This is a genomic window from Candidatus Scalindua japonica (assembly GCF_002443295.1).
GTDB lineage: Bacteria > Planctomycetota > Brocadiia > Brocadiales > Scalinduaceae > Scalindua > Scalindua japonica.
The window spans coordinates 41188-55378 of the sequence record NZ_BAOS01000043.1; the positions used below are offsets into that span (position 1 = coordinate 41188).

Annotated in this window: 16 protein-coding genes and 2 tRNA genes; 6 read left to right on the forward strand and 12 right to left on the reverse strand. The window is 37.6% G+C overall.

Features of this window, described 5'->3' with window-relative positions; all coding sequences use genetic code 11:
- Nucleotides 1–237: 237 nt before the first annotated feature.
- The 3 genes from SCALIN_RS19835 to miaB all read left to right on the forward strand — a co-directional run bounded on the left by SCALIN_RS19835 (nt 238) and on the right by miaB (nt 3686).
- A complete protein-coding gene (locus SCALIN_RS19835; RefSeq protein WP_096896177.1) occupies nt 238–1437 on the forward strand; it encodes a diguanylate cyclase in 1200 nt (399 codons plus the stop codon).
- 197 nt (nt 1438–1634) lie between these two features.
- Nucleotides 1635–1871: a hypothetical protein gene (locus tag SCALIN_RS19840; protein WP_096896178.1), complete on the forward strand. Its 237-nt coding sequence runs from the start codon at nt 1635–1637 to the stop codon at nt 1869–1871.
- Nucleotides 1872–2288: 417 nt separating this feature from the next.
- Nucleotides 2289–3686 carry a tRNA (N6-isopentenyl adenosine(37)-C2)-methylthiotransferase MiaB gene (gene miaB, locus SCALIN_RS19845; protein WP_096896179.1) on the forward strand — a complete coding sequence of 466 codons (1398 nt, stop codon included), beginning with the start codon at nt 2289–2291 and terminating at the stop codon, nt 3684–3686.
- Here miaB and SCALIN_RS19850 read toward each other — a convergent pair.
- Nucleotides 3651–4847 (reverse strand): cofactor-independent phosphoglycerate mutase, encoded by a 1197-nt coding sequence (locus tag SCALIN_RS19850; RefSeq protein WP_096896180.1) that lies wholly within the window; start codon nt 4845–4847, stop codon nt 3651–3653. The genes miaB and SCALIN_RS19850 overlap by 36 nt on opposite strands.
- A 203-nt stretch (nt 4848–5050) precedes the next feature.
- On the opposite strand from SCALIN_RS19850, the gene pyrB reads away from it, so the two are divergent.
- The 3 genes from pyrB (at nt 5051) to SCALIN_RS19865 (ending at nt 7093) form a co-directional block, all read left to right on the forward strand.
- Complete coding sequence (gene pyrB / locus SCALIN_RS19855) at nt 5051–5974, forward strand: aspartate carbamoyltransferase (protein ID WP_096896207.1); 924 nt, start codon at nt 5051–5053, stop codon at nt 5972–5974.
- Nucleotides 5971–6420, forward strand: a complete 450-nt coding sequence (pyrI, locus tag SCALIN_RS19860) for an aspartate carbamoyltransferase regulatory subunit (RefSeq protein WP_096896181.1) — start codon at nt 5971–5973, stop codon at nt 6418–6420. Before pyrB ends, pyrI begins: the two co-directional genes overlap by 4 nt.
- A 61-nt stretch (nt 6421–6481) precedes the next feature.
- Nucleotides 6482–7093, forward strand: coding sequence for a hypothetical protein (locus tag SCALIN_RS19865; RefSeq protein ID WP_096896182.1), 612 nt, complete (start codon nt 6482–6484; stop codon nt 7091–7093).
- Between the two features lie 98 nt (nt 7094–7191).
- Here the strand turns inward: SCALIN_RS19865 and SCALIN_RS19870 are convergent.
- The 11 genes from SCALIN_RS19870 to SCALIN_RS24190 form a co-directional block, all read right to left on the reverse strand.
- Nucleotides 7192–7277: transfer RNA gene (locus SCALIN_RS19870), tRNA-Leu, on the reverse strand.
- 17 nt (nt 7278–7294) lie between these two features.
- Nucleotides 7295–7370 (reverse strand) — tRNA-Cys (locus SCALIN_RS19875).
- 235 nt (nt 7371–7605) lie between these two features.
- Nucleotides 7606–9714 (reverse strand): tetratricopeptide repeat protein, encoded by a 2109-nt coding sequence (locus tag SCALIN_RS19880; RefSeq protein WP_096896183.1) that lies wholly within the window; start codon nt 9712–9714, stop codon nt 7606–7608.
- A 1-nt stretch (nt 9715) separates the two neighbouring features.
- Nucleotides 9716–10414, reverse strand: coding sequence for a phosphoribosylglycinamide formyltransferase (gene purN / locus SCALIN_RS19885; RefSeq protein WP_230406664.1), 699 nt, complete (start codon nt 10412–10414; stop codon nt 9716–9718).
- 7 nt (nt 10415–10421) lie between these two features.
- The gene (locus SCALIN_RS19890; protein WP_096896184.1) at nt 10422–10943 is read right to left on the reverse strand and encodes a hypothetical protein; all 522 of its coding nucleotides are present in this window, start codon (nt 10941–10943) and stop codon (nt 10422–10424) included.
- 28 nt (nt 10944–10971) lie between these two features.
- Complete coding sequence (locus SCALIN_RS19895) at nt 10972–11496, reverse strand: DUF4878 domain-containing protein (protein ID WP_096896185.1); 525 nt, start codon at nt 11494–11496, stop codon at nt 10972–10974.
- A gap of 199 nt (nt 11497–11695) precedes the next feature.
- Nucleotides 11696–11989, reverse strand: coding sequence for a Fic family protein (locus SCALIN_RS19900; RefSeq protein WP_162532430.1), 294 nt, complete (start codon nt 11987–11989; stop codon nt 11696–11698).
- Nucleotides 11970–12149 carry a hypothetical protein gene (locus SCALIN_RS19905; RefSeq protein ID WP_133112088.1) on the reverse strand — a complete coding sequence of 60 codons (180 nt, stop codon included), beginning with the start codon at nt 12147–12149 and terminating at the stop codon, nt 11970–11972. The genes SCALIN_RS19900 and SCALIN_RS19905 overlap by 20 nt, the downstream gene beginning before the upstream one ends.
- A 193-nt stretch (nt 12150–12342) precedes the next feature.
- A complete protein-coding gene (locus SCALIN_RS19910) occupies nt 12343–13299 on the reverse strand; it encodes an acetyl-CoA carboxylase carboxyltransferase subunit alpha (protein WP_096896188.1) in 957 nt (318 codons plus the stop codon).
- A gap of 303 nt (nt 13300–13602) precedes the next feature.
- The gene (locus SCALIN_RS19915) at nt 13603–13821 is read right to left on the reverse strand and encodes a PIN domain-containing protein (RefSeq protein ID WP_133112090.1); all 219 of its coding nucleotides are present in this window, start codon (nt 13819–13821) and stop codon (nt 13603–13605) included.
- Entirely contained in the window at nt 13818–14015 is a 198-nt protein-coding gene (locus SCALIN_RS24190) for an AbrB/MazE/SpoVT family DNA-binding domain-containing protein (protein WP_096896190.1), read from the reverse strand. Before SCALIN_RS24190 ends, SCALIN_RS19915 begins: the two co-directional genes overlap by 4 nt.
- Nucleotides 14016–14191 lie beyond the last annotated feature (176 nt).

Here is a 14191-nt window from a genome sequence, read left to right on the forward strand (position 1 = left end):
CATTTCTACTATAAGCTGTTGTGTATATATTGTTTGCCGTACTATACAATTATGCGCATCGTTAGCCATTAAATAAAATCAGTACTCTTTCATTAATCTACAAATAATAAACCGTTGCTGAAATAGTGATGGATTTCATAAGGGTTGTTAACTGTTTTTATGATAACTCGATACCGGCAATATTTAAGACAAGACACCTTGTTCTTTTTCTAATGATAATATAAGGAAGATCTATTTGTGGAAACTATACGAAATCTAGTGTTGAGCTGTCTGGATGAATTTTCTATTGATGATGATAAGCTTATCGCTGAGCTTAATTGCATTATCGACAAATTTGGCGACGAGGTGTGTCCGGTTATTTTCAGTGTATTAACACATCTCGATTTAACGCCTGATCAGGCAAAAGATTATTGGAAACAGGTTGTCTCTCATAGAAAAAGCATGAGTGAATCACTGGGTTGGGGTGTCAACTTGAGAACCGCAATTTGTGACTACTTTTGCACAATTAATAAATCCATGAAAAATCCTATAATAATTGAGATATGCGTCCTGGAAGATGCGCTATATTCTTTGAGATACGATAGCCTTACGGGTCTTCATTCCCGACGTACTTTTGATGAAATATTTTTGCGTGAAACGGAACGTGCTAATCGGTATGGACAGGAGTTATCAATTTTGTTTTTTGATATTGATGATTTTAAAAAAGTAAATGATGCCTTTGGGCATTTGGCAGGTGATAGTGCCCTGGAGCATGTTGCGCGGATAGTTATTGGAGGAATACGAGCTATAGATATTGCCGCACGATATGGGGGTGAAGAAATTGTAGTTATTCTTCCACAAACAGGAAAAGCTGATGCTTTTGTAGTGGGAGAGAGGATCCGTGAGAAGGTGGAAAATACAAAATTTGACTATAAAGGCCAGTTAATCAATTTGACAATTAGTGGAGGTGTGGCAACATTGCCAATAGATGCAACTGATGCAGAATGTCTATTGAAAAATGCTGATATTGCTGTTTATAAAGCGAAAGAAGCAGGTAAGAATAACGTTGTAATTTACTCAGAGAACAGGCGACGTTTCATTCGAGTGGATTTTATCACTGACCTTCGCGTTAAGGAAGTCTATTCTGAAGAGAACATCGTTGCCGGTGAAACAAAAAGTTCAGACCTGAGTGCTGGAGGGCTTCTTTTTAAATCGGACTATTCTATAGATATAGGCACTAAAGTACAACTTCAGATACCCACTGGTATATCTGATAACCCACTTTTAATTATCGGGACAGTTGTCCGTGTTGAGAAATTCAATTCCAATCAATTAGATATTGGGATTTCATTCATCGAAGTTGATAATGCCGTTAAGAACGATCTTTCAAAATATATCCGGAAATGTATATGTGAGAAAAAAACATTAGACAAAAAAGTCAATAATAAGCAATTATAATCATTGACATTATGACTTGTCACATTTAGTATATTTGTGCAAAACATACACATTTTTGTGATTGACGATAATATAATTACAACATTAAGAGATTTATTGATATATAAATGATGTTTAAATAAATAAGAGGAAAGAATTATCACAAATACAATTTGATGGTACTATTTTAACTTAATAAAGCATATCAGGAGGTTAAAATGCCGTATGACAAAGAATTGGATAAATGTGTTTTCGCAAAATCCTGGGAAAATGATCAAGAGAGATTGACTGCAAGTATTTTTTCCTATAATAAGGGAACCAAAAAACTGCAGCTTACCAGAGAGAACAAAAACAGTCAGGGGCAGCTCAGATTCGCTAAATTGGGGAGATTAACGAAAGATGAGATTGAAGCTCTTCTCCCATTAATTAATGAAGCCGCCAGTCATATGGATTAGATCTGAAAATTGATTAGCAAATTATTTACTAAAAAGCTTTACCTTGTCAAGGTCGGTTTATAGTGATAATCCATTAATGTGGTCATCTGGCAGGGGTAAAGTGTGACGGCGTTTAAACAGAGTTCTATTAAAGCCTTATTTGTTCTTCCCGTCAGTAGCGCAAGATGCTTGCCCGAAAAGTTACCTCGTCTGAACCAGAATGATTGTCGCCTGTCAGTGTTGGGTATGTCGGGGCAGGTAATCAAACTTATCATATCCAGGCAGATTTAACCTCGCTGATAGTGTTATAAACAAAATAAGCCAGGTGAAAAATATCACCATTTGCCGGGAGTTGTCCGGTTCTGTAATATACAAAGAGGATAATTTTTTTTCTTACATAAATTGCCTATAAATTTCTGATTAAGTGAAAACTGAAAGATGATTAGTGATCCAGAAGCTTTAAAAAACAATTTGCCGAGAGTGTTTATCAAGACCTTTGGCTGCCAGATGAATAAGCTGGACACGGAGTTGTCAATAAGTTCTCTTGTAAAAAAAGGTTACTCTTTTGCCGAAGATGAGAACGACGCGGATGTTATCCTCTTGAATACATGCAGTGTACGTGATAAGGCTGAACATAAAGTATACTCACAACTGGGAAGTTTGAGAGACCAAAAGGAAAAGAACCCGGCATTGATCCTGGGTGTCCTTGGCTGTATGGCTCAAAACGAGGGAGACAGGATTTTCAAACGTATGCCTCATGTTGACCTTGTTTGCGGAACCAGGATGTTTTCCAGACTCCCAGAGTTACTTGGAGAAATCAGTGGAAACAACAGACAAATTCTGGCTATTGATGAAGACGGAGAGGTGAATTTCGACAGGTTGGTTACTCAGAGACAAAATCAACACAACGCTTTTGTATCCATTATGAGGGGCTGTGATAATTACTGCTCTTATTGTATCGTACCGTACGTCAGAGGGCGAGAGTTTAGCCGGTCCGTTACAGACATTGTTGACGAGGTTAAGAAACTTGCAGATGATGGATGTAAAGAGATTACGCTATTGGGCCAGAATGTAAACTCATATGGAAAAGGTTTGAAAGGGAAAGTTACTTTAGCTAGCCTGCTGAGAGAACTTGACCCAATAGATGGTATAGAAAGAGTTCGTTTTGTTACCTCACATCCGAAGGACATGACTAAAGAGATTATAGAATCGGTTGGAGAGTTATCCACAGTTTGTGAATATTTACATATGCCGGTACAGTCAGGTTCAGATAAAATATTAAAAAAAATGAGACGGCAGTACTCTTCAGCACATTATAAAGGGCTTGTTGATATGGCAAAGTCAATGGTGCCCGGTATTAAGATTGCAAGTGATTTTATTGTAGGGTTTCCAGGTGAAACGGAAGAAGATTTTGAAGATACAGTGAGACTGTTTCATGATGTTCGTTTTCAAAACAGTTTTATTTTCAAATACTCACCGAGGACAGGAACGGCAGCAACAGAATTGATTGATAGCGTGGATGAAGAAATAAAAAAGAGAAGAAATCATATATTGTTAGATTTACAGAAAAAAATAAGTACTGAAGAAAACAGAAAGATGCATGGAAAGTTTGTTGAGGTTATGGTGGAGGGCGGTAGTAAAACGAACGCGGGCAGATTAAGCGGAAGGACAAGGCAGAACCAGATTGTTGTATTTAACCTGCCTGAAGGAACTAAGCAAGCTGATGTCTCTGCTTCCCTGTCGGGAAAACTTGTCAATATTGAAATTGAAGATTCAACGGATTTAACTCTTTTTGGTGTTTTAAGAGATAGTCCCTTCAATAAAATGACTCATTAATTGATACCCTTTTTTTACCCTCAATCCGGTCTGTTCCGCGTTTGATTCAGAGAATGTCAGTTTACTTTTGTTACCTGAAATAGAGCCATAAATGGCAAAAGGTACCGGCTCTGAAGTGTGGGTGCGCTTGCTTATTGGTGTATAATGGTCTGGGAGGACTAGAATTCGAAAGTCATCATGCTTCTTCAGTGCGTCTAGAACAGGACCGACGATTTTTTTATCAATATTTTCAATTGCCCGGATCTTTTCATGAGTATTTCCTTCGTGTCCCGCTTCATCCGGTGCTTCAATATGTATTAAAACCAGATCATGTGTCTCTATCGCTTTGATCGCATATTGTGCTTTCGCGTCATAGTCTGTGTCTAAATATGCAGTGGCTCCAGGCACATCTATAATGTTCCAACCAATATAATTCGCCATGCCTTTTAATAAATCTACACCTGTTATGACTGCGCCAGAGATTCCATGTAACTCCTCAAAAGTTGCTAATGATGGACGCCGCCCCTGTCCCCACAACCAGATCATATTTGCCGGGTTTTCCCCGAGATCAATCCTGACTTTATTTACCTTATGATTTTCAAGTAACTGGTAAGAATTCTGCATTAAGTCCAGTAATACTTCACTACCCTTACCCTTCGGTAAATTTTGTGTTATTGGTTTACCTATGATATCGTGAGGGGGGGTGCAGTCAGCTTCTAGCTCAACATCTCCGCTATAAACCATTAAATTTCTATAACTCTTTCCTGCATAGAATCTTACGTTTTTTCCTGTTGAGCTTTCATTAAGTATAGAGATGATAAGTTTTGCCTCATTGTCCGAAATATGACCAGCACTGAAGTCTTCCAGAATACCATCATTTGCCGTGATCAGGTTACAACGAACGGCCCAATCCTTTTCCCCCAGTTCGATACCCAGGCTTGCAGACTCAAGCGGTGCTCTACCCGTATAATAGACTTCCGGGTTGTAACCTAATACCGAAAGGCAAGCGATATCACTGCCTGGTTTAAATTTTTCAGGTACGGTATTAACGACACCTAAAATTCCATTAGATGATAAATCATCCATATTTGGTGTTCTAGCCGCTTCCAGAGGAGTTCTTCCATTGAGTCTCTCCAATTTATAATCGGCCATTCCATCCGGGATGATGATACAATATTTCATTAAATTTAACCTTTCTACATCCTTATTATTCTAAGATATTCAATATAACAGACACCAGATATTATATCAATACAATTTGAGTGTAAATAACGGTAAAAACACTACTTGCCATTACCATTCATATGTTTTTTCCTTGTCATGTTAAATCCTCTCTGATAATATCAGGAGTTAAATATAAGCCAACAGGTTAATACCGAAGAATGATAAGCTTAAAAGACAAAGATATAATCTCGATATTAGACTTTACGAAAGAAGAGATATTATATATTTTGGAAATATCAGGGAAGATGGAAAAAGAAGATCGCCATGGTATTTTAAGTGGAAAGATACTTGCAAACTTGTTCTTTGAACCTTCTACACGGACGAGACTCAGTTTTGAAGCGGCAATGAAACGGCTGGGAGGAGAAGTTATAGGGTTTGATGATTTAGGTACTACGTCTACCGTAAAAGGTGAATCGTTAAGGGATTCCGTTAAAATTATTGAGGGTTATTGTGATATTATTGTTTTAAGGCATTTTCTTGAGGGTGCTTCACGGCTTACGGCAGACTCAGTAAATATACCTGTTATTAATGCCGGTGATGGGGCGAGCCAGCATCCGACCCAAACATTTGTAGATCTTTATACTATACAGAAATCAAAAGGTGAGATTGAGAATCTGTCGATTGGATTTCTGGGTGACCTGAAATATGGCAGAACTGCTCACTCGCTGGCGTATGCTCTCGCTCATTTTAATGCTGATATGTACTTTATTTCACCTCCAAGTCTCAGAATGCCTAAAGACTATCTGGAGGAGTTGGAATTGAAGAAAGTTTCGTTTCAGGAAGTCAATTCTATATCTGAAGTCAGCGATAAGCTTGATATTCTCTATTGTACAAGGATACAGAAAGAGCGATTTGCTGAACCTGTGGAGTATGAGAAGGTAAGAGGACTTTATAAGCTCAGCAAATCAGTTATGGATGAGCTTAATGTTAAAGACGGCCTTAAAATACTTCATCCGTTGCCGAGAGTGGATGAGATGGATGAAAGCCTTGATTCCACAGAGTACGCGGTATATTTTCAACAGGCCCATAGTGGAGTTCCGGTAAGAGAAGCGCTTTTAGCCTCAGTACTAGGTGTTATACAATGAAAAAACTAGAGGTTTCAGCAATTGAAGAAGGTACTGTAATTGACCAGATCGCAAATAAAAGCACATTCAAGGTTGCCAATATTTTGAACATCCAGAAAATAGAGCAGGTAGTGCTGATTGGTTTTAATTTGTCCAGCAAGAAGTTAGGTAAAAAAGGTATTATAAAAATCGGCGGTAAGCTACTTACACAGGAGGAGGTAAATAAGATATCACTGATAGCGCCGGATGCTACAGTAAATATCATCAAGGGTTCGGAAGTTGTAAAGAAATTTACTGTTGATATTCCGGACTCTATAGAGGAATTTATGAAATGTTTTAATCCTAATTGTGTAAGTAATCATCAGAAGATACTAAGTAGATTCCATGTAATAAACAAAAATCCTATAAGGATAAGATGTCACTATTGTGAACGTCATATGTGTGTGGATGATATTGAGTTGGTTTGACGTAAATAAAAAAGAGAAGAGAGTTAGAAATTAAATTTGGTTTGAGAATGGAGAGAAAGAGATGGCAGAAACAATTGTTGAAAAGAGGCTTAAGAGTAATATTGCTAAAAAGAATTCGATAAGAAATGAAATTGAGAAATATATGAGTGCTGTTTCTCAATGGAAAGAGAAGCTTGCTGATCTGAAGAGTTTTCAGGAACAGACAAAATACGCGGCTTCAATTAAACGCTATGTTTTAAAGATAGAGTGTCTTCGTATAGAGCTAAACCAGATGAATGAAGAGATGGAGAAGCATATCCGTGAGTTGGGAAAGTTTTCTGATTCAGAAGTAAAAGAGTTCTCTTCTAAAATCGAGGAGGAGATTAGTGGAATAGAGGCTGACAAAGAAGCGAAACCGAAAAAGGCAAAGATACGGATAAAACCCGCTGGATCAAAGGGGAAGACAAAGGCAAATTCAAAAGGTAAAGGTAAAGGCGTAGGTAGTCTTGAACAGAAGATAGAGAAAATGCAGGGGAAAGTCAGCAAAGAGCTGGAAGAGGTAGAGCAGGTTGCAGGGAAGATAATAAAGCTGAATAGGCATATAAAGAAGGTTGCTGTAGGGACAGGGATCGCCTCAGAAGATTATACACAGGAACTCAAACGTATAGCGCGTGAGAAAGCTATTTATGGATAATATCTCACGCGGCAATTTCTGTGCGGGTGCAGTTAAATGGTGGCATGGACAAACTCGTTTGTCCGTGTCATTCGCTAGAAATTACAGCAGTATCTGATTGGTGGGCGGAGAGGGAGTCGAACCCTCACCCCCTTGCGGGGAAGGGATTTTAAGTCCCTCGTGTCTGCCATTCCACCACCCGCCCAACAAATCATAAAAAAATGGAGGCGGCACAGGGATTCGAACCCTGGATAATGGATTTGCAATCCACTGCCTTAGTCCACTTGGCCATGCCGCCTCTTAAATCGGTTGTTCTCTTATGTGCACTGTGATGATTTGTTAATCAATTCACACAGTTGTTGTCTCTTCTACTCACCACCGCATAACACAGTAAAAAGAAAAAGAGGACTCTTTTTACTGTAAAAAATGCGATAAATTTAAAGATGCGATTATATATGCTAAAGCATAAATTGCAAGAGGAATAATATTGATAGGAACATAATCTCATTTTTCCGACTTGTCAGGTCAGGTTCTTAATTTTTCTCCTCTGTCCGACTCAATTTGCCTTCAATTAATGTAACCATCTCCTTCACTTTTGATGTCTCTTTAAATCTTCCAGAAATTTTCAGGGAATTGTTAAATTCATTTAAAGCGTTTTTGATATCACCGTTTTTATAATACGCCATTCCAAGATGGTACCGTATTGTTGGTCTGTTTGGACTTAATACACTTGCAGATTTCAGGTTTTCGATGGCTTTGTTATAATCGCCTTTTTTGAAGTATACCCAGCCCAATGTGTCAAGGATTGACGGTTCCTTTGGCGATAGCTTTGCTGCTTTCAGGGCATGTTCCAGTCCTTCATCAAGATTAGTTTCACTTTCAGCGTAGTGATACGCCAGTTCATTATGTCCAATAGGAGAGTCTGGTGCCAATGTAATAAACTGTCTGTATTTTTCCAGGGCTTTATCGGTTTTCCCCTGTCTGGAATAGATATTTCCGAGCGATAGGTAGACTGACGCGTTTTTCGGGTCTAACTTTGTCAATTTATTGTATTCTTCAATAGATTTTTCTGTTTTGCCCATTATCAGATAAAGCCTTGCTAAATCATAGTGTGGAGATAAGAAGTCCGGATTTACTTCAACTATTTTATTAAATTGTATAAATGCCTGACTGAAATCTTTCTTATCAATAAATGTTTTACCCTTTACATACAAAGTGACAGGATTATCCGGATGGATAACTAATGCCGCGTCACACATCTTAATTGTCTTGTCATACCATTTATTCAGATAGAAGAAAATTGCCAGGTTTGTGTGGGCAAAGGATTTTGCTTTTTCTTCATCAGATTTCAGATCAAGATTATTTGACTTGAATCCATTAATGAAATTATCGGAGATTTTTAAACTCTTTTCTGCCGATTTGTACTTCTCTAGTGAGAGGTAGAGGTTTGTTAAAAAAATGTTGATCATCGGTTGATGGATTTCCGGAGTAAGTTTCTGCGCTTTTTTCAGATAAACTTCTGCCTGATTATAATTACCTTCAATGTGATTGATCAGCGCCATGGCTATCATCATGTTGCCTCTTGTCGCATCTATTTTTTCGGTTTTCTCTATTGCGCTTTTTGCTGATTTAATATCTCCGCTTGCCAAATAAAAAGTGCTTAATAGATAATTCCCCTCAAAGCTAGTTTTCTGATTTTCTATAAACTTTTTAATACTTTTGACGGCATCATCAAAGTTGTCCAAATATGAAAAAGATCTGGCCAGAATCAGATATGCGGGTGCAATGTCTGCATTAATTTCAAGGATTTCGTTAGCTTGTTCGATTGCGTCCTGGAATTTCCCAAGTTGAAGATAAAGTGCGGCAAGGCTCTGACGCGCCCTGATAAAAGTGGGGACTTTTTTAATTACAAGTTTAAATTGTTCTATAGCGTTGTTATAGTTCTTCAACCCTATAAATATTGTTGCAAGGCCCATCCGCGCCATATGCTCATTCTGGTCAATTTCAAGGGCTTTGTTATAGTTTTTGAAGGACTCTTCTGCATTTCCCAGGAGCAGGTAGTTTACGCCAAGACCTGTGTAAGCCAAAGCAAGTTCCGGTTCACTCTCAACCGCTTTCCTGAAATATTCATCTGCTTTTTCAAACTCTTTCTTGTCTGAATATATCCTTCCGAGGTAATAGAGTGCGAGGGGGTTGTCTTTGTCTAAGTTTATAGATTCCCGGCACTCTTCAATTGCTTTGTCAAATTTCTTCTGAGAAAGCAGGATTATACCTTTGGAGAGATGTGCAAGCGATAGATTACTTGAAACATCTTTTAATGAATCAATCAACTCCTGTGCCCTGTCAACGTTACCGATACTGGCATACGCGACTTGAAGTAGCTCATAGGCGAGAATACTCTTTTTGTTGATTGTCAGTAATTCTTCACAGTTCTTGAAAACCTCAACATATTTTCCTCTTCTTAAGTTATAAAATGCCAGGTTCTGGAGTTCGATTACTGAAGGTTCAACTCTCAATACAGAAACAGCAGAGGACGGAGTGCTTTTCTGTACTAAAATAAGGCAAATTATTGAAATAATCAAAAGCTTGCTGACAGGTAAAAATGGAAACTGTTTTGTGTCTGATAAAAGTTTAATTTTCATATTATTGGTTTAAAACCCTGACCTTTCTTCCCTCAATTTTTAATCTTCCTTCGGCAAAGAGGCGTATTGCTTCAGGATACGCTAAACACTCTTCTTTAAAGACTTTTTGTGCAAGTGTGTCCGGAGTGTCATCTGCGTGAACATTTACTGTTTTCTGGATAATTATTGGCCCACGATCATATTCGTTATCAACGAAATGGACTGTACAACCTGAGATTTTGACACCACTTTCAATTGCGGCTTTATGGACATGATGACCATAATATCCTTTACCGCAGAAAGCAGGAATTAATCCAGGGTGAATGTTCATCACCTTGCCGGTGTAAGCATCTGGTATTTTGAAAAGATGCAGAAAACCGGCAAGTATTATCAGATCTACTGGATATTTTTCAATCTCTTCTATTATTTTGTTACTGAAAGTTTCAGACTGGTTATAATCTTTGTAATGAACTATAGCCGCAGGAATACCGTTTTGTTCCGCTCTCTTTATGCCATAGACATCAGGAGAACTGCTTACGACAATCCGGATTATGGCATTAAGTGTGTTATTAACTATTTTATCAATAAGGTTCTGAAGTGTTGTGCCGCTACCGGATACAAGTACTGCCAGATTAATGGTTTGGGATACAGGTAAATTACCTGGTGTATTGGGATTCAATGTTCTCTTTTGTCGAGATATCGGCCTGTTTTTGTATTGCACTCTGGTCCTATTTTATTCCCTTATGTTGGGTAACTTTAATCCAAACAGGAGTGTCAGATAGGGACTCCTCCTGAACATGTTTGATGATTTCTGTTGTCTGTTCAATAATTAATTCTCTTTTGGAATTTGACGGAAAGAAATGTAGAATTTCTGTTTCGATCTCACATCCTTCTTCCGCGTGAGCTTTGTCCGGGATAATATCTGTTGAATAGTCCAGAGGTATTATTCCACGGTATTTGCGGAGCAGTTCATCATAGTCATTATAAAAATTCTGTATGAGAATCCTCAAATCTTCTGTTTCGTGATGTTCTTTCTCAAGGATTCTTTTGTGTAAATCAATCAGATACTCACGTTCTTTACCAAATTGTGTATAATTTTGTTCGTATGTACATGAACTGGTTTCTTCATAGGATTCTTTGATAGATACAATATTTTCAAATTTACTTCTGAACCAATCTTCGAAATTTTTCTGTAACTGATTAAAATTGAAGCTGATTCTTTTAGCAATATCTAATAAAATCTCTCTCATAATGTTATCCTTAATTTAATAAATCGATTTAAGTACTACTTTTTTTCAGGTTTAGGAGGACTTTCCAGAAGCCGCCTTCATTTACCAAAGTAAAAGTTCCTCTCTCTTTAATCATTGGTACGTTGCCCTTTTTCAGGAACTGTTTTAGCAGGTTTCTTGCCGCATTCTGAGTGTTTTTCATATTTTTCGGGCCTTGAAAAGGCCCAAATATCTCTCCATAAACTTTAGACATGTCCGGAGAAGTAACTGTGATTCTAACTGTCGCATAATTACAATTAATTACTGTTTCATTTATTTTGTACTTACGCAACGATGAGACGGTTTTGGCAATATCCTGAATAAAAGGGTCTTCAAGGCTATTCTGTTTGATAAATTCATTTTTGCTTATTATATTTTTGTCTGCTTTTGATAGATAGCTGTATGTTTCTTTCGGGTTATTTGAATAGAGAGATTTCAGGTATTTTATCACTATTCGATCAGGCGTTTTCTTCCCAAAGCCAAAGAACGGACTGGAAATCAGAAGAATCAAGATAATCGTCGTAAGTTTTCTCATTAATTTCTTACTTTTCCTGGCTTTATCACCTGGATGCTACTGATTTTTCTCATACTTAATACTATCTATTATGGGATTTTGAGATATACAATCAAGCAAAATATGTTTTGTTCTTCTCGTTTCTTTTTGAATGTAAGCTTAGTTATGTGTGCTTTTTCTCTTTTTTGAGCTCATCAATCATCACTTCCTGAGTATCCAGTTACGACTTTGTTACAAATTCGACAAATGAGGCCATGTCCCCTCGATCTGCCATGCCTAATGTTTCAAGATAAATCTGACTTTCCTCATTCTTAATCACAGCAGGAGGGTAGGTTTTCTTCATAAGGATTAGATTCATCAATATCCGTGCGCATCTGCCGTTGCCGTCATCAAAAGGATGGATTCTTACAAAATTATAGTGGGTAATTGTTTCAGTTATTACTTCAAGTAGAAAACCTATGGCCTCGTGGTGGTTTTTTGCTTCCAGGAAGTACTTAAAAGGTTTGCCTTGCACTGTAAGCCCCTCTTTCAGGAAGAAAGCAGTTTTTTCTCTGGTTTAAAGTGTTTCCTTCAATGGCGTTAGAATTATAAGTCCAGTCCAGACGTAATTTTTCTTGAATAGTTTCCCATATATTCTCAGCGAAAGGTCGGTAGCGTTCTGTTTCTGTTTTCAAGCTCTCTACCTCCTTAAGCAGATTACTTAATACCGATGTCTGCTGAATAGCATAGGATTTGGCCATATCGGAAGGGTTGGTTTTCCTTGCCCGAATAATAATAAGTTGTTAAGGCGGGCAAAAAAATATTTCTTATAAAGGCTGTTTAGGTAGCAACTCATACATAAAAACTAAATGTTCAGACTTCGGTTAGTTACTCTCCACCCAGAAAACTACCAATTTTCCTATATTTTTGATATCTTTTATCGACTAATTTGTCTATAGGTATCACCTGGAGTTCTTCTATATACCGGACTATTGTTTCTTTCAATATCCTACTCATCTCCTCCGGGTTATTGTGCGCCGCGCCTGTTGGTTCAGGGATGACTTCGTCTACTATTTTCAACTTGTATAACTCCTTTGCCGTTAAATGCAGTGCATTTGCAGCTTCTTCTGTGCTATCTTTGCTTTTCCACAAAATAGCCGCACAACCTTCAGGTGAAATAACTGAGCAATAGGCGTATTCAAGGATAGAGAACTTATCACCCACGCCGATTCCCAGCGCGCCACCGCTTCCACCTTCCCCAATCACAATACAGATTATAGGAGTTCTCAGCTTGCTCATTTCCGCAATGTTAATGGCGATAGCATGTGCCTGACCACGCTCCTCTGCTCCTATATCAGGATTTGCACCCGGTGTGTCGATTAGGGTAACTATAGGTAGCTTAAATTTCTCTGCCAGTTTCATTTTGTGTAATGCTTTTCTGTAACCTTCGGGATTGGGCATCCCAAAATTACTGTCAATTCTCTCTTTTGTTGTTTTTCCTTTATGTTGACCTATAATCAGGGCCTTATTGCCTCCAATAGTACCAAAACCTGTGACTATTGCGTTATCGTCCCCGTAATTGCGATCTCCGTGGAGCTCTATAAAATCATCAACTATCAGTTTAAGATGATCAGAGAAAGGTGGTCTTAAATGATGACGTGCAATTTTTACAATTTCGTATGGGGTAAGGTTGGAATACATTTTCTTCTGGAGGCTTAATCTCTGTTTTTCCAGTTGTTCTATTTGATCAGATGAGTTGTCTTGTTCTGTATCATCCTTGAGCTCTTGAATTCGTTGTTCTAATTCAAGAATTGTATCTTCGATTGTTTGAGTGCCTTTAGTCATATATATAAATCTGTTTTTCTAAAAATTTTATAAGGTTTTGAATTATTTAACTGTTCATGTGAAACTCAGTTAATTTTAGCAGTTTTTTTATGCAAATCAAGGGAATATAGAGTTGTTAAAGTTGGTCCTACAACCACTCAACATTAACAAGCGTTTCGACAAGTCTGAATTCTTGATCACCTGTGTTGGTAGTTGCCTTTTCTTTGTATGCAGTAGCATCCGCAAAACAATCGGCATAAGAGATTTGGTATTCAGCTTTGTTTCTTGCTGATGCAATTACTTCCTGCAGTCTATTTCCAACGGTTATTTTGGGCAGTGATGGAAAAAAATATTCAAAAAGTATTCTGCTTTTTCCATACCTCGCCCCCTTTCAAGAATATAAAATGTTTCACCGATAGTTATTTCGTTCATTAACATTTGCGTATTGTCTGAAGAAAGAGGATTTTTTACTTTTTCATAACTATTTTCCTCTTTTAGATATGCAAGAAGAGCGTATGTATCAAGCAAATATTTTTTCTTCACGCTTTTTGTCCTTGGTTCTTTGTTTTAACAATGCTGTTGTACGAGAAGTTCCTTCTTTTAAATATACCGCAAAAATAGTCTATAGGATTGCCAGGAATAGGTTCTATTTCTACATGGTTTTTTACTACCTTTAACAGTACTTTCTGTTTAGGTTTTATACCAATTTTATCTCTTATCTCTTTTGGTATTACCAATTGTCCTTTTCATGATACGACTGAAACAGGCATGTTTTACCTCGCAAAATGTGTTTTACGTACTGCGAGAGTGTAACAATATTCAAATGGTATGTCAATGAGTCAATAAACCCAATCGATCATACCTATTTGTGAAAAATATTGAAATTAGTGTTTTCATTTCTACTTGAATGGTT